17 protein-coding genes are annotated in these 19,602 nt (G+C 61.0%); 16 read left to right on the top strand and 1 reads right to left on the bottom strand.

Going from position 1 to position 19,602, the window contains the following annotated elements:
• Positions 1-170: 170 nt before the first annotated feature.
• Positions 171-1,454, bottom strand: a complete 1,284-nt coding sequence (gene hemL / locus H7688_RS04950) for a glutamate-1-semialdehyde 2,1-aminomutase (protein ID WP_183359952.1) — start codon at positions 1,452-1,454, stop codon at positions 171-173.
• A gap of 545 nt (positions 1,455-1,999) precedes the next feature.
• On the opposite strand from hemL, the gene H7688_RS04945 reads away from it, so the two are divergent.
• The 16 genes from H7688_RS04945 to H7688_RS04870 all read left to right on the top strand — a co-directional run bounded on the left by H7688_RS04945 (position 2,000) and on the right by H7688_RS04870 (position 19,601).
• Entirely contained in the window at positions 2,000-2,356 is a 357-nt protein-coding gene (locus tag H7688_RS04945) for an NADH-quinone oxidoreductase subunit A (protein WP_183353536.1), read from the top strand.
• The gene (locus H7688_RS04940; RefSeq protein ID WP_183353535.1) at positions 2,347-2,859 is read left to right on the top strand and encodes an NADH-quinone oxidoreductase subunit B; all 513 of its coding nucleotides are present in this window, start codon (positions 2,347-2,349) and stop codon (positions 2,857-2,859) included. Before H7688_RS04945 ends, H7688_RS04940 begins: the two co-directional genes overlap by 10 nt.
• Positions 2,860-2,892: 33 nt before the next feature.
• Entirely contained in the window at positions 2,893-3,378 is a 486-nt protein-coding gene (locus H7688_RS04935) for an NADH-quinone oxidoreductase subunit C (RefSeq protein WP_183353534.1), read from the top strand.
• A gap of 46 nt (positions 3,379-3,424) precedes the next feature.
• Entirely contained in the window at positions 3,425-4,597 is a 1,173-nt protein-coding gene (nuoD, locus tag H7688_RS04930; protein ID WP_183359951.1) for an NADH dehydrogenase (quinone) subunit D, read from the top strand.
• A gap of 31 nt (positions 4,598-4,628) precedes the next feature.
• The gene (locus H7688_RS04925; protein ID WP_183353532.1) at positions 4,629-5,141 is read left to right on the top strand and encodes an NADH-quinone oxidoreductase subunit NuoE family protein; all 513 of its coding nucleotides are present in this window, start codon (positions 4,629-4,631) and stop codon (positions 5,139-5,141) included.
• A gap of 31 nt (positions 5,142-5,172) precedes the next feature.
• Complete coding sequence (gene nuoF, locus H7688_RS04920) at positions 5,173-6,957, top strand: NADH-quinone oxidoreductase subunit NuoF (RefSeq protein WP_183359950.1); 1,785 nt, start codon at positions 5,173-5,175, stop codon at positions 6,955-6,957.
• Between the two features lie 59 nt (positions 6,958-7,016).
• Positions 7,017-9,491: a molybdopterin-dependent oxidoreductase gene (locus H7688_RS04915; protein WP_183359949.1), complete on the top strand. Its 2,475-nt coding sequence runs from the start codon at positions 7,017-7,019 to the stop codon at positions 9,489-9,491.
• Between the two features lie 89 nt (positions 9,492-9,580).
• Positions 9,581-10,630, top strand: a complete 1,050-nt coding sequence (gene nuoH, locus H7688_RS04910; protein ID WP_183353529.1) for an NADH-quinone oxidoreductase subunit NuoH — start codon at positions 9,581-9,583, stop codon at positions 10,628-10,630.
• A gap of 48 nt (positions 10,631-10,678) precedes the next feature.
• On the top strand, positions 10,679-11,077 hold the full coding sequence (gene nuoI, locus H7688_RS04905; RefSeq protein ID WP_183359948.1) for an NADH-quinone oxidoreductase subunit NuoI: 399 nt from the start codon (positions 10,679-10,681) through the stop codon (positions 11,075-11,077).
• Positions 11,078-11,087: 10 nt separating this feature from the next.
• Positions 11,088-11,591 carry an NADH-quinone oxidoreductase subunit J family protein gene (locus H7688_RS04900; protein ID WP_183353527.1) on the top strand — a complete coding sequence of 168 codons (504 nt, stop codon included), beginning with the start codon at positions 11,088-11,090 and terminating at the stop codon, positions 11,589-11,591.
• Between the two features lie 25 nt (positions 11,592-11,616).
• Positions 11,617-11,919: an NADH-quinone oxidoreductase subunit NuoK gene (nuoK, locus tag H7688_RS04895; RefSeq protein WP_183359947.1), complete on the top strand. Its 303-nt coding sequence runs from the start codon at positions 11,617-11,619 to the stop codon at positions 11,917-11,919.
• A 57-nt stretch (positions 11,920-11,976) separates the two neighbouring features.
• Complete coding sequence (gene nuoL, locus H7688_RS04890; RefSeq protein ID WP_183359946.1) at positions 11,977-13,983, top strand: NADH-quinone oxidoreductase subunit L; 2,007 nt, start codon at positions 11,977-11,979, stop codon at positions 13,981-13,983.
• Positions 13,984-14,204: 221 nt separating this feature from the next.
• Entirely contained in the window at positions 14,205-15,863 is a 1,659-nt protein-coding gene (locus tag H7688_RS04885) for an NADH-quinone oxidoreductase subunit M (RefSeq protein WP_183359945.1), read from the top strand.
• A 44-nt stretch (positions 15,864-15,907) separates the two neighbouring features.
• Complete coding sequence (locus tag H7688_RS04880; protein ID WP_183359944.1) at positions 15,908-17,362, top strand: NADH-quinone oxidoreductase subunit N; 1,455 nt, start codon at positions 15,908-15,910, stop codon at positions 17,360-17,362.
• Between the two features lie 224 nt (positions 17,363-17,586).
• Complete coding sequence (locus H7688_RS04875; protein ID WP_183359943.1) at positions 17,587-17,853, top strand: hypothetical protein; 267 nt, start codon at positions 17,587-17,589, stop codon at positions 17,851-17,853.
• Between the two features lie 551 nt (positions 17,854-18,404).
• On the top strand, positions 18,405-19,601 hold the full coding sequence (locus H7688_RS04870; RefSeq protein WP_183359942.1) for a methyl-accepting chemotaxis protein: 1,197 nt from the start codon (positions 18,405-18,407) through the stop codon (positions 19,599-19,601).
• Position 19,602 lies beyond the last annotated feature (1 nt).

Raw genomic sequence — 19,602 nt, 5'->3', positions numbered from 1 at the left:
TTAACGGACGTATTACAAAGAAGGCGGAACTTCCACGAGGAAGTTCCGCCTTCTTTTGTTTCGCAATACCTAGTCAGGTCACCAGATCAGTTCTTTATGGTATCCGGAATTTAGCCCCTGATCCCTAGTCCCTGATCCCTAGTCCCTGATCCCTAGTTCCTGCCGTTCCCCTACAGCGCCTTGAAGCACTTTGCCGCTGCGGCGATGGTCTTCTCCAGGTCGGCCTGGCTGTGGGCCGCGCCCACGAAGGCAGTTTCGAACTGCGAGCAGGCGAGGTAGATCCCTTCCTCGAGCATGCCGCGGAAGTAGGTGGCAAAGGCCTTGGTGTCGCACTTCGCTGCGCTGTCCCAGTCGTAGACGGGCTCTTTCGAGAAGAAGGCGCAGAACATGGAGCCCACCCGGGTGGAGTAGATCGGGTAACCGGCGTCCTTGGCGGCCTTGGCGATCCCTTCGGCCACGAACTTGGCCTTCTCTTCGAGATCCTGGTAGAAGCCGGGAGCCTGCAGAAGTTTCAGGGTCTCGATGCCGGCGGTCATGGCCAGGGGGTTGCCGGACAGGGTGCCGGCCTGGTACACGCCGCCTGCCGGGGAGAGGTGCTTCATAATTTCCTTCTTGCCGCCGAAGGCCCCTACCGGCAGGCCGCCGCCGATGATCTTGCCCAGGGTGGTCAGGTCCGCCTTCACGCCGTAGACCTCCTGCGCCCCGCCGTAAGCCACGCGGAAACCGCACATCACCTCGTCGAAGATCAGCACGATCCCTTCCTGGGTGCACAGCTCGCGCAGTCCCTCGAGGAAGCCGGGGTTGGGGGGGACGGTTCCCATGTTGCCGGCGATCGGCTCGACGATGACGCAGGCAACCTGGTCCTTGTTGGCGGTCACCAGCTCACGTACCGATTCCACACTGTTATATACGGCGGTCAGGGTGTGCTTGGCGAAGTCGGCGGGGACGCCCGGGGAGTCGGGTACGCCGAAGGTGGCGAGGCCGGAGCCTGCCTTGACCAGCAAGGAGTCGGAGTGACCGTGGTAGCAGCCGGAGAACTTGAGGATCTTGTCGCGGCCGGTGTAGCCGCGGGCCAGCCGGATGGCGCTCATGGTCGCCTCGGTGCCGGAGCTCACCATGCGCACCATCTCGATGGAGGGGTACGCCTTGGTGACCATCTCGGCCAGGGTGATCTCCAGTTCGGTCGGGGCGCCGAAGCTGCAGCCGTTATCTACGGCGGCCTTCACCGCGGCCACCACGGTCGGGTGGCAGTGCCCCAGGATCGCCGGACCCCAGGAGCCTACATAGTCGATGAACTCGTTGCCGTCCTCGTCGTAAATCTTGCAACCCGCGGCCTTCTTGATGAAGAGCGGATCGGAACCAACGGATCTGAAGGCGCGTACCGGGCTGTTCACGCCACCGGGGATAGTCTTCAGGGCTTCCTGGAAAAGCTGGGTCGAGCGGCTGTTTTTCATGGGGGAACACTCCTAACTCGCTAATTATGTTTGGTTTATCAGTAGCTTTGGTAGCATAGCAGCGCACTTTATGTCAAGGAATATGCGCGCCGGTGCTGAAAACCCGTCGAGAACCGCTCCGCACCGGTCCCGATCGTGCCGTTCCGAGCGCCTCATGCACGCTACCTCGGTGTAAGCCGCAATAAGGCCGATTAGGTCCGATTCATGATACAACTGGCGGAGATAACGACGATCTTGAAAACAGAACCGAAAAACAACGGCTTGGAAAGCTGTATACAGTTGGCGCAAATGGTAACGCCGTTTTGCGATTTTTGGGGGTCAACAGCGGCAGAAGTTCGCAAAAGAACTGAAATATTTTCTGCTTGACAAAGAGGGAGGAATGAAATAATTTTTAAGCGCTTTTTGTATACAGTATACTTGCGTCGGGCTTTCGTCGGTGATAAATCGGCGGGAAAATGAGGAAACGCAGGGCAAGAATCGACGCAGTATACGCTATTTAGAAACGGTTGCAATAAAAAACACTGCAGGAGTACGGGAGGATAGGGATGCTTGGTGCGTATCTGCCAATCTTGGTGCTGGTAGTCATAGCGGTCTTGTTCGGCCTGGGGTCGGTGATCTTCTCATCGCTCATCGGGCAGAAAAAACCGTCTAAGGTCAAACTCCAACCGTACGAGTGCGGCTGCGATCCGGTGGGCAGCGCCCGCGAGCGCTTCTCCGTGAAGTTCTACCTGATTGCGATGCTCTTCATCCTGTTCGACATCGAGGCCGTCTTCATGTATCCGTGGGCCGTGCTCTTCAAGAAGCTCGGCGTCTTCGGCCTCATCGAGATGGGCATCTTCATCGTCATCCTCTTCGTAGGCTACGTATACGTTTGGAAAAAAGGAGCACTGGAATGGGAGTAGATAATCCGCTCGGCGATAACATCATCACGACTTCCCTGGACAGTCTGGTTAACTGGGCCCGGAAGTCCTCCATCTGGCCCATGACCTTCGGTCTGGCCTGCTGCGCCATCGAGATGATGGCGACCGGTGCCGCCAAGCACGACCTGGACCGCTTCGGCATCATCTTCCGCGCCTCCCCGCGCCAGGCCGACTGCATCATCATCGCCGGCACGGTCACCAAGAAGATGCTTCCGGTGATCCAGACCGTGTACGAGCAGATGCCCGAACCGAAGTGGGTGGTCGCCATGGGCGCCTGCGCCTGCTCCGGCGGCATCTTCGATACCTACTCGGTAGTACAGGGGATCGACGAGGCCCTCCCGGTCGACGTCTACATCCCGGGCTGCCCGCCGCGCCCCGAGGCGCTGCTCTACGGCCTGATGAAGCTGCAGGACAAGATCATGAAGGAGAAGAACTCCTTCGGTTCCTCCATCGGTATGGGTGAAAGACTCGAGCCGGCTGCGTAATCCACTACGACCAAAGGGAAAGGTATGGCTGATATGGCAGAAAACAATCGCGCTGTAGTGAAGCTCCAAGAGCGTTTCGCGGACTCCGTCCTCGAGTCGAAGGAATTCCGTGGCGAGACGACGGTGGTCGTGAAAAAGGAAAAGATCCTGGAAGTCCTCAAGTGCCTGAAACAGGACCTGGGCTACAACTTCCTCACCGACGTGACCGCGGTCGACTACCTGGGCCAGGAACCCCGCTTCATGGTGGTCTACCACCTCTACTCCATCCCCAACAAGGAGCGGATCAGGATCAAGGCACCGGTCACTGAGTCCGACTGCACCATCGACAGCGCCTGCGCACTCTGGAAAACCGCAGACTGGCTCGAGCGCGAGGTCTACGACCTGATGGGGATCCGGTTCAACAACCACCCCAACATGGTGCGCATCCTGATGACCGACGACTGGGTCGGGCACCCGCTCAGGAAGGACTACCCCCTCCAGGGACCGGACCGCGAGCCCTACAAGGGCCGCCTGTCCTAACTCGTGAACCCAAGGATTTCAAACTCCGAACTTATAGAGGCGATCAATGGCTAGCACCGAGATAATGACACTGAACATGGGGCCCCAGCACCCCAGTACCCACGGCGTTTTGCGGCTCATCGTCGAGCTGGACGGCGAGGTGATCCAGAAGATTACCCCGCACATCGGCTACCTGCACCGCGGTGTGGAGAAGCTCTCCGAGCACAGGACCTACCACCAGACCATCCCGCTCACCGACCGCCTGGACTACCTGGCCCCGATGAGCAACAACCTGGGCTACATCCTGGCCGTCGAGAAGCTCCTGGCCCTCGAGGTTCCGGAGCGCGCCCAGGTCGCCCGCGTCATCATGAACGAGATGACCCGTCTCAAAAGCCACCTGGTCTGGATCGCCTGCCACGCGCTGGACATCGGTGCCATGACCGTCTTCATCTACGCCTTCCGCGAGCGAGAGAAGGTCATGGAGCTCTACGAGAACATCTCGGGCGCCCGCATGACCTCCAACTTCTTCCGGGTGGGCGGCCTGTCCCGCGACCTCCCCGAGGACTTCGAGGCGAAGTGCCAGGAGATCGTGGACACCTTCCCGGGTCACTTCGACACCTACGAAGGGCTTTTGACCAAGAACACCATCTGGGTGCAGCGTACCGTGGGTAACGGCGTGATCTCCGCCGAGGACGCCATCGACTACGGCATCTCCGGCCCGGCCCTCAGGGGCTCCGGCGTCGACATCGACCTGCGTCGCGACCAGCCCTACTGCGGCTACGAGAACTACGACTTCAAGGTGCCGGTCGGCGAGAACTGCGACACCTTCGACCGCTACAAGGTGCGCCTTATCGAGATGCGCGAATCGGTGAAGATCATCGCCCAGGCCCTGAAGAAGCTGAAGCCCGGCCCGATCCTGGCCGACGCGCCGCAGGTCTGCTACCCGCCCAAGGAGAGCGTCTACAACTCCATCGAAGGGCTGATCCACCACTTCAAGATCGCCTCGGAAGGCTTCCCCGTCCCCGAGGGCGAGGTGTACCAGGGTGTCGAGGCCCCCAAGGGCGAACTCGGCTTCTACATCGTCTCCGACGGCGGCACCAAGCCGCGCCGCATGAGGATCCGTCCCCCCTCATTCGTGAACCTGGGCGCCATCGAGAAGATGGCCAAGGGGAGCATGCTGCCGGACCTGGTGGCCATCATCGGAACCCTCGACATCGTGCTTGGTGAAATCGACCGGTAACTGACACTAAGAATCAAAGGAGATGGGGTACATGTCCAACGCTCCAGCCGCAGAAGAGCTTCAGACCGAAGAAGAAATCGACCTCACCGAAGCCAACGAGGTCATCGATAAATACCTGACGCTGCCCGGCAACCTGATGCCGGTCCTCCAGGGGATCCAGGAGGCCTACGGCTACGTCCCCAAACCGGCCATCGCCCTGGTCGCCGAGAGGCTGAACGCCTATCCGGCCCAGATCTATGGCGTGTTGACCTTCTACGCGCAGTTCCACCTGAAGCCGCGCGGCCGGTTCATCATCAGGGTCTGCGTGGGTACCGCCTGCCACGTCCAGGGTGCCGAGCGCATCACGGAAACCTTCTTCGACAGGCTGAAGATCGGCCACGCCGAGACCACTGCCGACCTGCGCTACACCTTCGAGAAGGTTGCCTGCCTGGGCGCCTGCGGCATGGCGCCGCTCGCCATGGTCAACGACGACACCTTCGGGAAGATGACCGTACAGAAGGTCGATGAGATCATCAACACCTACAACGCGCGGCCGATGAAGTAGACCGGATAATTCACCAGCAGGGGAACCTTTCATGAGTGAAGCAAGCGACCAAATCAAGATTCTTATCTGTCAGGGGACCGGCGGCATCTCGGCCGGCGCGAAGCAGGTGGAAAACCAGTTCACCAAGCTGATCGCCGAGCTGGGCATCAACGCCCAGGTGGGCAAGCGCTGCGACGTGATCAAGACCGGCTGCCGCGGCCTGTGCGCCAACGATGTTCTGGTCGACATCATCACCCCGGAACTCGGCCGGATCACCTACGACTTCGTGCAGCCCGAGGATGTGGAGAACATCCTCAAGGAGCACATCGTCGCCCAGGCCCCGATCGAGAAGAAGAAGGCCAAGGCCTACTACAACACCTTCGTCGATCAGCAGATGCGCGTGGTCATGACCGGTTGTGGCCAGATCGACCCCGAAAAGATTGACGCCTTCCTCGAAGAGGACGGCTTCAAGGCCATCGAGAAGTGCGTCAAGGAGATGAACCCGGCGCAGGTCATCGACGAGGTGAAGAAATCGGGTCTGCGTGGCCGTGGGGGCGGGGGCTTCCCGACCGGCATGAAGTGGAGCTTCTGCGCGGCCTCTCCCGGTCACCACAAGTACCTGATCTGCAACGCCGACGAGGGCGACCCGGGCGCGTTCATGGACCGCTCCATCCTGGAAGGCGACCCGTACTGCGTCATCGAGGGGATGATGATCGCGGCCTACGCCATCGGCTGCACCCACGGTTACGTTTACGTACGCGCCGAGTACCCGCTGGCCATCGAGCGTCTCCAGAGGGCGCTCGACACCTGCTACGAGAAGGGGTACCTGGGGAAGAACATCAGGGGTTGGGGTTTCGACTTCGACATGAGGATCAAGAAGGGCGCCGGCGCCTTCGTCTGCGGCGAGGAAACGGCACTCATGGCCTCCATCGAGGGCGAGCGCGGCATGCCGCGTCCCCGTCCGCCGTTCCCGGCGGTCAAGGGCCTCTGGGGTCATCCGACCAACATCAACAACGTTGAGACCTTCGCAAACGTCCGCCACATCATCAACAAGGGGTCCGAGTGGTACGCATCGCTGGGCACCGAGACGACCAAGGGGACCAAGATCTTCGCGGTCACCGGCAAGGTGAAGCACACCGGTCTCGTCGAGGTTCCGGCCGGTATGACGGTGCGTGACGTTATCTACCAGGTCTGCGGCGGCATCGCCAACAACCGCAAGTTCAAGGCGGTCCAGGCCGGTGGTCCTTCCGGCGGCTGCATCCCGGCCGAGGTGCTCGACACCCCGGTCGACTACGACTCGCTCATCAAGGCAGGCGCCATGATGGGGTCGGGCGGTCTGGTCGTCATGGACGAGACCACCTGCATGGTCGACGTGGCCCGCTTCTTCCTCACCTTCACCCGTATGGAATCCTGCGGCAAGTGCGTCCCCTGCCGTGTGGGCCTGAAGGCCATGCTGGACATCCTCGAGCGCATCACCGAGGGGAGAGGCGAGATGAAGGACATCGACACCCTGCTCGACATGGGTGCCACCATCAAGAAGGCCTCCTTGTGCGGCCTCGGACAGACGGCTCCCAACCCGATTCTCTCCACCGTCAAGTACTTCCGTCACGAGTATGAGGCGCACATCACCGACAAGCGCTGCCCCTCCAACTCCTGCAAGGAACTCCTGCTCTGGAGAGTGGTCCCCGAGAAGTGCGTCAAGTGCGGAGCCTGCCTCAAGGCCTGCCCGTCCGACGCCATCGTCTGGGAGAAGGGGCAAGTGGCGACCCTGGTGCAGGAGAAGTGCACCAAGTGCAAGTCCTGCTACGACGCCTGCCGCTTCATGGCCATTGAATAACAGCCGGAGAACTTAGAAGTTAAAACTGGTTCCTGATTCCCACGGAGACTGAGGTCGAGATGGTAAATCTTACAGTAGACAACAAGCAGGTAACGGTACCCAAGGACGCGACCATTTACGACGCCGCCAAGTCGGCGGGGATCAAGATCCCCATCCTGTGCCATGACAAGAAACTGCACCCGTTCGGCGGCTGCCGCATGTGCCTGGTCGAGGTGGAGCAGATGAAGGGGAGGCTGATCCCGGCCTGCACCACCCCGGTCACCGAGGGGATGATCGTCCGGACCTCCAACGACGAGATCATCAAGGCGAGGAAGCTGGTGCTGGAACTTCTGCTCCTCAAGCACCCGATCGACTGCCCGGTGTGCGATGCGGCGGGCGACTGCGACCTGCAGAACCTCACCTACGAGTACAAGGTCAACTGCAACCAGTTCGTGGACGAGAAGTTCAACCACGAGATCGACTACGTCAACCCGATCATCGAGCGCGACATGAACCGCTGCATCCTCTGCGGCAAGTGTGCGCGCATCTGCGACGAAATCGTAAGCTACGGCGCCTACTCGGTCATCAACCGCGGCCTCGAGGCGAAGATCGGCACCGAGTTCGACGGCCCCCTGAACTGCGAGTTCTGCGGCTCCTGCGTCTCGGTCTGCCCGGTCGGCGCACTCATCTCGCGCCCCTTCAAGTTCCAGGCGCGCTGGTGGGCACTCTCCAAGGTGAAGACGGTCTGCTCCTACTGCGGGACCGGCTGCCAGCTCACCCTGGGGTGCAAGGACAACAAGGTCTTAACCACCGTCTACGACGAGGACCAGGGGTTCCACAACGGCCAGCTCTGCCACCGCGGCCGCTTCGCCTACCAGTTCGTCAACTCTGACAAGCGGCTCACCACCCCGCTCATCCGTAAAAACGGGAAGCTGGTCGAGTCGAGCTGGGACGAGGCACTTGCCCTGGTGACCGAGCGGCTCGCCGCCGCCAAGGCCGCCCCGGCTTCCCTCGCCGCGCTCTCCACCGCCCACCTGACCAACGAAGAGCTCTTCCTGTTCGAGAAACTCTTCCGCGGCACCCTGGGAAGCGACAACATCGACCACTCGGCCGGCTTCGCCCACGCGGCGCTTACCGAAGGGCTCAAGGCCTCCTTCGGCACCGTGGCCTCCCCCTCCGAGATCCTGGACGTCCAGAAGACCAACCTCCTCCTGGTGATCAAGACCGACGCCTACGAGACCCACCCGGTCATCGGCTTCGAGATCAACCTGGGCGTGAAGCGCAAAGGGGTGGATCTCCGGATCGTCTCCGACAAGCGCGGCAAGCTCGGCAAACTGCCGGGCGCCCAGACTACCGTGCACACCCCGGGGAGCGAGATCCTGCTGCTGAACGCGCTCGCCAAGGTGATTGTCGACGCGGGTCTGGCCGATGCCGCAGCTCCGGGGCTTGCTGAACTGAAGGCGGCACTCGCCGAGGTGAGCGTCGAGAAGGCGGCCGCAGCAACCGGCGTCTCCGCCGACGAGATCACCAAGCTCGCCAAGGATTACGCTGCCGCCGAGAAGGCGCTCATCCTGCTCCCGATCGGTCTGGGTTACCCCGGCCACAACGCGGCACTTGCCCAAGCCTGCGCGAACCTCGCCATCCTGACCGGCAAGTACGGCAAGGAAGGCTCCGGCCTCCTGGTCATGGGTGAGAAGAACAACAGCCAAGGGGCTGCCGACCTCGGGATCCACCCGAAGGGGAGCGGCCTCAACGGCAGCGCCATCATCGACGCCTGCGTGAGCGGCCAGGTAAAGACCCTGTTCGTGGCCGGCGAGAACCCGGTGGTCTCCTACCCGAACCGCGCCAAGGTCGAAAAGGCGCTCGACGCGGTGGAGTTCCTGGTAGTGGCCGACCTCTTCCTCACCGAGACGGCGCAGCTTGCCGACGTGGTACTCCCGGCGGTCTCCTTCGCCGAGAAGTCCGGTACCTTCACCAGCGTGGGGAGAAAAGTCCAGCAGGTGAAGCAGGCCGTGAAGCCGGTCGGTCTCGCCAAGAGCGACTTCGACATCCTGAACACCCTGAACGCCTCGCTGGGCGGCCAGACGTACGCCAACCAGAACGAACTCTTCGCCGAGATCGCGGCGAGCGTCCCGGCCTACGCAGGGCTTTCCCAGACAGCGCTCGGCGACGAAGGGAAACTCCTCCCGGTGGCTCCCTCCGCCAAACTGGTCCCGGTCGCCGCACCGGCCAGCGCACCGGTTGCCGGCAAGCTGGCACTGGTCACCGGCAGCGCTCTCTACCACTCCGGTACCATGTCCCGCTTCGGCGAGGGCCCGATGCTGGTCTGCCCCAACGCCTACGCCGAGCTCTCCGCGGCCGACGCCAAGGTCCTGAAGATCGAGGACGGCGACGCCATCACCGTGAAGAGCGAGACCGGGTCGGTGAGTGTCACCGCCAAGGTCGGCTACCGGATGCCGCAGGGGGTGGTGTTCGCCCCCTACCACTTCGGCGAGGGGAGCATCAACGCGGTCACCGACGGCAAGCCGGTAACCTGGGTTACCGTGGGGAAATAGAAATAACGGGAGGGTTGAGGAGCTCGACAGGCCTCAACCCCACCCTTAACCTGGTTCGTTAATTTCACACTAGAGGGGAAGACTATCAGATGGATACGCTAATCTTAGGACTGCCGGTCGCGTACTATATAGCCATGGTTGCCAAGGTGCTCGTAGCCTTTGTCTTTGTCCTGCTGACCGTGGCCTACGCCACTTACGCGGAGAGGAAGATCATCGGTCACATGCAGGTACGCCTGGGACCCATGCGGACGGGCTGGCATGGCCTGCTGCAGCCGATCGCCGACGGGGTGAAGCTCTTCTTTAAGGAAGAGATCATTCCGGACCAGGCGAGCAAGTTCGCCTTCCTGTTAGCCCCCCTGGTGGCGCTCATCCCGGCCTTCATCTCCTTCGCCGTCATCCCCTTCGGCGGCACGATCGAGGTGTTCGGCTACAAGGTGCCGCTGCAGATCGCGGCCTACTACGACCAGGCCGGCGCCCAGGTCTTCGACATCAACGTCGGCGTCCTCTACATCCTGGCCATGGCATCCCTGGGTGTCTACGGGGTGGTCCTGGCGGGGTGGTCTTCCAACTCCAAGTACTCGCTCTTGGGCGGTTTGCGCTCCGCGGCACAGATGATCTCCTACGAGCTCTCCGCGGGCCTCGCGATCATCGCGGTCTTCATGCTCTCAGGTTCCCTCTCGCTGCACCAGATCGTGGCGGCCCAGGCCGACGGCGCCTGGTACGTCTTCAAGCAGCCGATCGCCTTCGTGATCTTCTTCATCTGCTCCCTGGCCGAGATCAACCGTACCCCGTTCGACCTTCCTGAGGCCGAGACGGAGCTGGTTTCCGGCTTCATCACCGAGTACTCCTCCATGAAGTACGCGATGTTCTTCATGGCTGAATACGCCAACATGGTAACGGTCTGCGCGGTCACCACCACCCTGTTCCTGGGTGGCTGGCACGGCCCGGCATTCCTCCCCGGCTGGTTCTGGTTCGTGGCCAAGGTCTACTTCCTGATCTTCGTCTGCATGTGGATCCGCGCCACCTACCCGCGTTACCGCTACGACCAGCTCATGCACCTGGGCTGGAAGGTGTTCCTGCCGATCACCCTCCTGAACATCGTGGGAACCGGCATCTGGATCGCAGTCACGCAGTTCTAGAAGAAGCTTCATAAGCGCACTACTTACTTTAAGGCGAGGTACCGCACAATGATAATGCCGCTCTTAAAAGGTCTTCAGATAACTTTCAGCCACATGTTCAAAAAGCCGGTCACGCTGCAGTACCCGACCGAGCGGCCGGCCATCAAGCCCAACTTCCGCGGCCTGCACGTCCTGAACGTGTCGCACGACCGCGCCAAGTGCGTGGCCTGCTACCTCTGCCCCACCGTCTGCCCTGCCAAGTGCATCACGGTCGAGGCGGGCGAGGACGCCAAGCACGACAAGTTCGCGGCCAAGTACGAGATCGACATGCTGCGCTGCATCTTCTGCGGCTACTGCGTCGAGGCCTGCCCGGTCGATGCAATCCGCATGAGCGAGACCTTCGAACTGGCCAACTACACCAGGGGCGACTTCACCTTTACCAAAGAGCGACTCTTAGAAAAGAAATAAAGGAGCAGCAATGGAATCGATCTTCTTCTTCGTCGTGGCTGCGGTAGCCGTAATTTGCAGTCTCCTGGTGATCACCTGCAAGAACCCGATCAACAGCGCCCTGTCGCTGGTGATGACCTTCTTCTGCCTGGCGACCTTCTACGTCATGCTGGATGCCCCCTTCATGGCGGTGACCCAGGTGATCGTCTACGCCGGCGCCATCATGGTCCTCATCATCTTCGTCATCATGCTCTTGAACGTGAAGGCGGAGACGGTGAAGCCCAACACCCACGCGGTGCTGGCCGGTTCGGCAATCGGGATCTTCTCCATGTTCCTGACCGTCTGGTTCCTCCTGAAGGGTTCGCTGACCGGTGCCACCGGGAGCATGAGCCCGCAGTCGATCGCCAAGACCGGGCACATCGAGATCATCGGCAAGGCGCTCTTCACCGACTTCCTCTTGCCCTTCGAGGTGACCTCGATCCTGCTGTTGGTGGCGATCATCGGTGCCGTCATCCTGGCCAAAAAGAGAATCTAACTACCGCATTTGAAGGGGTGTTGACATGCTAGCCTTAGAAAACTACCTGGTACTTTCGGCAATTCTCTTCTCCATCGGCACCATCGGCGTGCTGACCCGGAGAAACGCCATCGTCATCTTCATGTGCGTCGAGATGATGCTGAACGCGGTCAACCTGACCCTGGTGGCCTTCTCGCGCTACCTGGGCAACATCGACGGCCAGGTCTTCGTCTTCTTCATCATGACGGTGGCGGCTGCCGAGGCGGCCGTGGGTCTTGCGCTGATGATCGCCTTCTACAAGAACCGCGAGTCCATCGACGTCGAAGACATCAACATGATGAAGCTGTAAGAGTCGCTCGAACCCTACGCATTTTCAGATCAGAACTTCAGAATAAAGGAGTCAGGGATGTTTGATTTAGTATGGTTGATCCCACTGTGCCCTCTCATCGGTTCAGTCATCAACGGCCTGTTCGGGAAGAAGATCAAGAACGAAACGGTCATCGGTGGTATCGCAGCCGGCTCGGTTCTCTGCTCGTTCTTCGTGGCCTGTGGCATCCTGATGCAGCTGCTGAGCCTGCCGGGCGAAGAGCGGCACTTCGAGAAGACCATCTTCACCTGGATCCAGTCCGGACAGTTCAAGGCCGACATCGGCTTCTTGATCGATCCGCTCTCCTGCGTGATGCTCATGGTGGTCACCGGGGTTGGTTTCCTCATCCATCTCTACTCCATCGGCTACATGCACGGTGAGGAAGGGTTCTACCGCTACTTCTGCTACCTGAACCTCTTTACCTTCTCGATGCTCTGCCTGGTGTCGGGCAACAACCTGCTCCTCATGTTCGTCGGCTGGGAAGGCGTGGGCCTCTGCTCCTACCTGCTGATCGGCTACTACTTCCACAAGAAGAGCGCGGGCGATGCCGGCAAGAAGGCGTTCGTGATGAACAGGGTGGGGGACTTCGGCTTCCTCCTGGGGCTCTTCACCATGTTCTGGTACCTGGGCGGCACCCACAACATCTGGACCATCAACTTCCGGGAACTCGCCTCCCACGCCGAGCTGATGCCGGTTGGCGGGGTGACCACCGTCATCTGCCTCTGCTTCTTCCTGGGCGCTACCGGTAAATCTGCCCAGATCCCGCTGTACACCTGGCTCCCGGACGCGATGGAAGGTCCGACCCCGGTTTCCGCCCTCATCCACGCGGCCACCATGGTCACCGCCGGTGTCTACATGATCGGCCGCATGAACTTCATGTTCATCAAATCGCCGACCGCGCTCCTGGTCGTCGCCTGCGTCGGCGCCGCCACCGCGCTCTTCGCCGCGACCATCGGTACCGCCCAGAACGACATCAAGCGCGTCCTCGCGTACTCGACGGTCTCCCAGCTGGGGTACATGTTCCTGGCCATGGGTGTCGGGGCCTTCGGCGCCGGTATCTTCCACCTGATGACCCACGCCTTCTTCAAGGCCTGCCTGTTCCTTGGTTCCGGCTCGGTCATCCACGCCATGCACCACGCCCTGCACCACGAGCACTCCGACGCGGACCCGCAGGACATGCGCAACATGGGGGGCCTCAAGGCCAAGATGCCCATCACCTTCGCGACCTTCCTGATCGCGACCCTGGCCATCGCCGGTGTCCCCGGTCTGGCCGGCTTCTTCTCCAAGGACGAGATCCTCTGGCAGGCCTTCTCTAACCCGCACCACGGTGAAATGAACATCATCCTGTGGGGCTTCGGCGCCTGCGCCGCGTTCCTGACCGCCTTCTACATGTTCCGCCTGGTCTTCATGACCTTCTTCGGCGAGACCAGGCTCTCCGAGAAAGCCTTCCACCACCTGCACGAGTCTCCCTGGGTCATCACCCTGCCGCTGGTCGTCCTCGCCTGCCTCTCCATCGTGGGTGGCTATGTCGGGATCCCCAAAGTCATCGGCGAAACCCTGGGCGGCATCCCCAACATGTGGGAGCACTACCTTGAGCCGGTCTTTGCCTACTCCACCGAGTACATGAAGCACGCCGGTGGCCACGGCGAAGCACACAGCGTCGCCATGGAGTGGGGCCTCATGGGCGTCTCCGTGGTCATCGCCTTCGCAGGCATCGGCCTGGCTGCCGCACTCTACATCGTGAAGCCGACCATTCCGGCCGCCTTCACCAACGCCTTCCCGGCACTGCACCGCGCGGTCTACAACAAGTGGTACATGGACGAGATCTACGACTTCGCCTTCGTGAATCCCTGCAAGGCCCTGGGCAACTTCCTCTGGAAAGGGTTCGACGTGGTCGTGGTCGACGGGTGCGTGAACGGTGTGGCCGCAGTCGTGAAGGGCTTCTCCGGCGTCTTGCGCTACGTGCAGACCGGCTTCGTTCACAACTACGCCTTCTCCATGACCCTCGGCGTGGTGGTGATCGTGGCCGCCTACCTGTTCAGCTAAAAGCAGGGGTTAGGGACTGGGGACGAGGGGCTAGGGAAAACCTAAACCCAACAACGAAAAACTCCTGCCGGCTCCCCCACTTTGGAAAAGGGGGGGCAGGGGGGGGGATTCAGCCCCGGCTGGCAGCGCTGAAGAAGTGGGTACAGGCAGGGATACCATCCGAAGCGGCACGGTAAAGAGATAAAAGTCAATTTTGACCTGAAGTAAAAGGAGCAGAGTAAATGAGCCAGACGCTACCGTTACTGAGCATATTAACCTTCACACCGCTGATTGGGGCGCTCGTCCTCCTCTTTGTGAACAAGAACAGCCACGGCGTGCTCCGTACCGTTGCCTTGGCGGTGTCGGTGGTGAACTTCCTCGCCTCGCTGCCCCTGATCTCCGGCTACAACGCCGCAGGCACTGACGTGGGCGGGTTCCAGTTCCTCGAGAAGGTGCCCTGGATCGCCGCTGGTCCGTTCCAGATGAGCTACCACGTGGGGATCGACGGTATCAGCCTCTGGCTCGTGATCCTGACCACCTTCATCATGCCGATCGCCATCCTCTCCACCTGGACTGCGGTTGAAGAGAAGGTGAAGGAGTACATGATCCTGCTCCTGCTCCTCGAAGTCGGTATGATCGGCGCCTTCGTGGCCCTCGACCTCTTCCTCTTCTACATCTACTGGGAAGTGATGCTGATCCCGATGTACTTCATGATCGGTATCTTCGGCGGCAAGAACCGCATCTACGCGGCGGTCAAGTTCTTCATCTACACCATGGTCGGCTCGCTGCTCATGCTGATCGCGCTCATCGCCCTCTACTTCAAGGGGGGCCAGGGCGACTTCTCGATCCTGCGCTTCTGGGATCTGCACCTCGACCCGGCAACCCAGACCTGGATGTTCCTGGCCTTCGCACTGGCCTTCGCCATCAAGGTCCCGATGTTCCCGTTGCACACCTGGTTGCCGGATGCCCACACCGAGGCACCGACCGCCGGCTCCGTCATCCTGGCAGCCGTCCTGCTGAAAATGGGTACCTACGGTTTCGTCCGCTTCGCGATGCCGCTCTTCCCGGATGCCACCGCCCAGTTCACCCCGCTCATCGCGACCCTGTCCGTGATCGGCATCATCTACGCCTCGCTGGTCGCCATGGTGCAGCAGGACGTCAAGAAACTGGTCGCCTACTCCTCGGTAGCCCACCTGGGCTTCGTCATGCTGGGCGTCTTCGCCCTGAACCAGCAGGGACTCTCCGGTGGCATGCTGCAGATGCTGAACCACGGCGTTTCCACCGGCGCATTGTTCCTTATCGTTGGCTTCATCTACGAGCGGCGTCACACCCGCCAGATCTCCGACTTCGGCGGTCTCGCGAAGCAGATGCCGATCTTCGCCACCATCTTCATGATTGTGACCTTCTCCTCCATCGGTCTGCCGGGTACCAACGGCTTCGTGGGTGAGTTCCTGGTCCTCTTGGGCGCCTTCAACGGCCCGCTGAAAGTCTATGCCATCATCGCCACCTCGGGCGTCATCCTCTCCGCGGTCTACATGCTCTGGATGTTCCAGAGGGTGATGTTCGGCGAATTGAAGAACCCGAAGAACCAGAACCTGAAAGACCTGAATGCCCGCGAGATCGCCATCATGCTGCCGCTGGTCTTCCTGATCTTCTTCATGGGTGTCTACCCGCGCCCCTTCATCGACACCATGGCTCCTTCGCTTGACAAGATGATCGTCCTGGCAAGCGGCAAGAAAATGGTGGCCCAGAACACCGTGGCCGCCCCGGCTGCAGCCCCGGTTGCCGCCCCGGCAGCACCGGAGGCCGCTCCTGCAGCACCGGCTGAAGCCGCTCCGGCACAGGGTCTGCCGGCAGGTCATCCGCCCATTCCCGCAGCACCGGCAACCGAAGCAAAGTAGCCAAAAGCGAACCGTTTAGAACTAGCCTGATCGGAGGATTATAGATGGAAACAATTGCAATGCCGGCCGTAAACATAGCGTCGATCATGCCCGAGTGCATACTCTCGGTGGTCGCCATGGTGCTCCTGCTGGTAAACGTATTTGTCCCCGGCAAGGACAAGGGTTACCTTGGGTGGCTGAGCATCGTCGGTCTCGCCGTGACCGCCGCCAGCGTGGTCAGTGGCTGGGGCGCTCCGCAGATGGGTTTCGGCGGCGCGGTGATGCAGGACAACTTCGCTATCTTCTTCAAGGTGATCTTCCTGATCTCGGCTGGCCTCGCCATCCTGATCTCGGACCGCTACATGGTCCAGGAGGACTGCAACCAGGGTGAACTCTACCCCCTGATCCTCTTCTCCACCGTGGGGATGATGCTCATGGCCTCGGGCACCGACCTGATGGTCATCTTCCTCGGCCTCGAGGTCCTCTCGGTCAGCCTCTACGTGCTGGCCGGCTGGAACCGGGAAAACATCAAGAGCAACGAGGCGGGTCTCAAGTACTTCCTGCTCGGCGCCTTCTCGACCGGCTTCCTGCTCTACGGCATGGCGCTCACCTACGGCGCCACCGGCACCACCAAGCTGGCCGGGATCCAGAACCACGTGATGGCGACCCCCGCCATCGCCGCCAACCCGATCTTCGTGGTCGGCATGCTCCTGATCGCTGTCGGTTTCTCCTTCAAGATCGCGGCGGCTCCCTTCCACATGTGGACCCCGGACGTCTACGAAGGCGCCCCGACCCCGATGACCGCCTTCATGTCGGCCGGTCCGAAAGCGGCAGGCTTCGCCGCCTTCCTCAGGGTTATGATCTTCGCCTTCCCGATGCTGGGTCACAACCTGACCGAGCTCCTCTGGATCCTCGCGGTGCTGACCATGACCGTGGGCAACATCATCGCCCTCTCCCAGGACAACATCAAGCGCATGCTGGCGTACTCCTCCATCGCCCATGCGGGTTACGCCCTGGTAGGTTTCACCGCTCTCAACCGCGAAGGCATCGCCGGCATCCTCTTCTACATGCTTTCCTACGCCTTCATGAACATCGGCGCCTTCGCCGTGATCGTCCTGGTCGGCAAGAAGGGTGAGAAGAACGGCACCGTGCAGGACTTCGCCGGCCTGGGCTACAAGAAGCCGGTCCTTGCGGTCCTCTTCAGCGTCTTCCTGTTCTCCCTGGCCGGCATGCCGCCGACCGCGGGATTCATCGGGAAGTTCTACCTCTTCTCCGCAGCAATCAAGAGTGGCTACACCGGGCTCGCCATCATCGGCGTCCTGAACTCTGCCGCCTCCGTGTACTACTACCTGCGCGTCATGGTCTTCATGTACATGAAAGACGCCCAGGAGGACTTCGAGTGGGCCGGTGTCACCGCCCCGATCGCCCTCTGCCTGCTGGTGACCGTGGTCGCCACCCTGGTCATGGGTGTGGTCCCGGGCACCATCCTCGAACTGGCACAGAAGGCAGTTCAGTTCTAAGCCTTTAGCTGAGCGCATAGAGACAAGGAAAGGCCCCTGGCGCAAGCACAGGGGCCTTTTGCTATTCGCACACAGACACGGAGCACGTAGACGTCGGGAAAACGAACATAAATTCAGATAACCGCTGCAGATGAGCTCAGGTTCCCCCTTTTGGAAAAGGGGGGGCAGGGGGGATTCGCTTTGTGCAACCTTACGACTACTCGCATCATCCAAGAGGAACAACCATGATTAAAACCACCGTCACCATTCTTGCCGTAACCCTCAGCGCAGCCACCGCCTCTGCCGGCATGTTCAGCAACGGCCCCACCCTCCTGGAGGCGAAGTGCGCCGTCTGCCACCCTTCCTCCAAGGTGAAAGTCCTGAAGCGTACCCCGGCCCAGTGGGACGCCATCGTTACCAACATGATGAAGCGCGGCGCCAAGCTGAACCCGGAAGAAAAGAAATCCCTGGTCGATTACCTCGCCCAGACCTACAAGCCGTCTGGCAAATAAGCGCGCCCAAGTTGGATCAGAAAAGGCCCACCGGCTGTTGCCGGCGGGCCTTTTTGTTTCCCCCCTCTCACCCTCAGTTCGGACTATTATTTCGCCCCAACGGCCCTGGGAAGGACTCATTGCCAGGCGCTGTCCCCTTTCCGCCGTTGCTACTGGCTTCCTGGTAACGGTCCAATTCCGCATAAACATAGTTCGAGACGTTCGGTTAAGTTTTCCCAGTCCGTGTTAGCTGGCGCGGACCAAGAGCCTGGCCGGCTCCGGAAAAAGTAATCCCCTCGCCATAAAATGGGTGCTCTTTCCCCTCCACCTTCTCTGCACCTGGCGCTTAATTCTACGCAACATTCCTCCCGTGGCACTCCGCAGGGTTCCATGAAAAATTCCTGCTAAAGTTTCTCCTTTCCGGGACGATGATTCTCCAAAGTAGCGACATTACACTGGAATTTGGCCCCCCCCGCGTGTAGGACTGCCAAGGTTTCCGTTATAAATCGCACTCCTAGGGCGTTTAGCGCTCCAAGGATAATTGTATACAGTATGCATTTTCGGAGGGTTGCATGGCACATTCTCGGACCATTTCCTTAGGAGGAAGAATCCTTCTGGTGCAGGCAGTATTCCTCATGTTGTTGACGGTCGGATTTTCGCTGGCGATTATCTGCCAGGGTTACCCCCTGTTGAGCAAATTGCTCTGGGGTGCCAGCGTTCTCGGGGTGCTGGTAATCCTGGGCGTGCAGGCTTCGCTCCTGGACATCTGGATCAATAAGCCCCTGCGGCTGATCCAGGAGTTTGCCGACGGACTCGCCAACGGCGAATTTGCCGGTCTAGAACTGCCCTCGAGCCCGGAGGGGTCAGGGGGGGAACTAGCCGCACTTACCCGGAGCCTGGGAAGGATGGCACAAACGCTGGGAACGCTCCTGGAAAGGGTAGGCGGCTCGGCCCACGCTGTTTCGGCAGCCGCAGAACAACTACACTCCACGGCCATCCGGATCGCGGGATGCGCGGAGAGCTGCGCCTTGCAAGTGGCCACGGTGGCGACGGCCAGCGAGGAAATGTCCGCCACCTCGCAGAGCATAGCCGAGAACTGCCAGCAAGCCGCGGCGAACTCGGAAGATGCCAACCTCACCGCCTGTGAAGGGACCGAGCTGGTGCTGCAGAGCCTCGCGGGGATGGACCAGGTCGGGGAGAGCGTGCGGGGGGCCGCGGCCACCCTGGACCAGCTCGGGAACAACTCGGAACAGATCGGTGCCATCCTCGGGACCATCGAGGATATCGCCGACCAGACGAACCTGCTGGCGCTCAACGCCGCAATCGAAGCGGCTCGGGCGGGTGACCAGGGGCGAGGCTTCGCGGTGGTCGCTGACGAGGTACGCGCCCTGGCGGACCGCACCACCCAGGCCACCAGGGAGATCGGCGGCATGATCGCCGCGATCCAGAACGGTACCCGCCAGGCGATGACGGTCATGGAAAAGGGGGTTCAAGAGATCGAGCACGGATCCGAGCTCTCGCTGCAGTCTGGCAAGGCGCTCGAAGAGGTACTCATGAAGGTAAGCGAGCTGGGAGGGCAGGTGGACCAGATCGCTACCATGGCCGGAGAACAGAGCGCCACCACCTGCGAGATCAACGGCAGCATCCACCGAATTACCGAGATGGTGCAGCAGACGGTGCGGGGAGCGACCGAAACAACCGACGCCGCGCAAGAGTTGCTGCGCACCGCCCAGGAGCTGCGCGAGTTCGCGGCCCGCTTCCACCAGTGAG

The sequence above is a fragment of the Geomonas limicola genome (genome assembly GCF_014193675.1).
Taxonomy (GTDB): domain Bacteria; phylum Desulfobacterota; class Desulfuromonadia; order Geobacterales; family Geobacteraceae; genus Geomonas; species Geomonas limicola.
Note: the sequence above shows the minus strand (reverse complement) of the source record. Positions and strands in the feature narration are given on the sequence as shown.

What these genes read in the sequence shown, in the direction of transcription:
- H7688_RS04940 (WP_183353535.1), top strand. Translation starts at nt 2,347, where the DNA reads ATGGGAGTAGATAATCCGCTCGGCGATAACATCATCACGACTTCCCTG.
- nuoD (WP_183359951.1), top strand. Translation starts at nt 3,425, where the DNA reads ATGGCTAGCACCGAGATAATGACACTGAACATGGGGCCCCAGCACCCC.
- H7688_RS04925 (WP_183353532.1), top strand. Translation starts at nt 4,629, where the DNA reads ATGTCCAACGCTCCAGCCGCAGAAGAGCTTCAGACCGAAGAAGAAATC.
- H7688_RS04915 (WP_183359949.1), top strand. Translation starts at nt 7,017, where the DNA reads ATGGTAAATCTTACAGTAGACAACAAGCAGGTAACGGTACCCAAGGAC.
- nuoL (WP_183359946.1), top strand. Translation starts at nt 11,977, where the DNA reads ATGTTTGATTTAGTATGGTTGATCCCACTGTGCCCTCTCATCGGTTCA.
- H7688_RS04885 (WP_183359945.1), top strand. Translation starts at nt 14,205, where the DNA reads ATGAGCCAGACGCTACCGTTACTGAGCATATTAACCTTCACACCGCTG.
- H7688_RS04870 (WP_183359942.1), top strand. Translation starts at nt 18,405, where the DNA reads ATGGCACATTCTCGGACCATTTCCTTAGGAGGAAGAATCCTTCTGGTG.
- H7688_RS04900 (WP_183353527.1), top strand. Translation starts at nt 11,088, where the DNA reads ATGGAATCGATCTTCTTCTTCGTCGTGGCTGCGGTAGCCGTAATTTGC.
- nuoH (WP_183353529.1), top strand. Translation starts at nt 9,581, where the DNA reads ATGGATACGCTAATCTTAGGACTGCCGGTCGCGTACTATATAGCCATG.
- nuoI (WP_183359948.1), top strand. Translation starts at nt 10,679, where the DNA reads ATGATAATGCCGCTCTTAAAAGGTCTTCAGATAACTTTCAGCCACATG.
- nuoF (WP_183359950.1), top strand. Translation starts at nt 5,173, where the DNA reads ATGAGTGAAGCAAGCGACCAAATCAAGATTCTTATCTGTCAGGGGACC.
- hemL (WP_183359952.1), bottom strand. Translation starts at nt 1,454, where the DNA reads ATGAAAAACAGCCGCTCGACCCAGCTTTTCCAGGAAGCCCTGAAGACT.
- H7688_RS04945 (WP_183353536.1), top strand. Translation starts at nt 2,000, where the DNA reads ATGCTTGGTGCGTATCTGCCAATCTTGGTGCTGGTAGTCATAGCGGTC.
- H7688_RS04935 (WP_183353534.1), top strand. Translation starts at nt 2,893, where the DNA reads ATGGCAGAAAACAATCGCGCTGTAGTGAAGCTCCAAGAGCGTTTCGCG.
- H7688_RS04880 (WP_183359944.1), top strand. Translation starts at nt 15,908, where the DNA reads ATGGAAACAATTGCAATGCCGGCCGTAAACATAGCGTCGATCATGCCC.
- nuoK (WP_183359947.1), top strand. Translation starts at nt 11,617, where the DNA reads ATGCTAGCCTTAGAAAACTACCTGGTACTTTCGGCAATTCTCTTCTCC.
- H7688_RS04875 (WP_183359943.1), top strand. Translation starts at nt 17,587, where the DNA reads ATGATTAAAACCACCGTCACCATTCTTGCCGTAACCCTCAGCGCAGCC.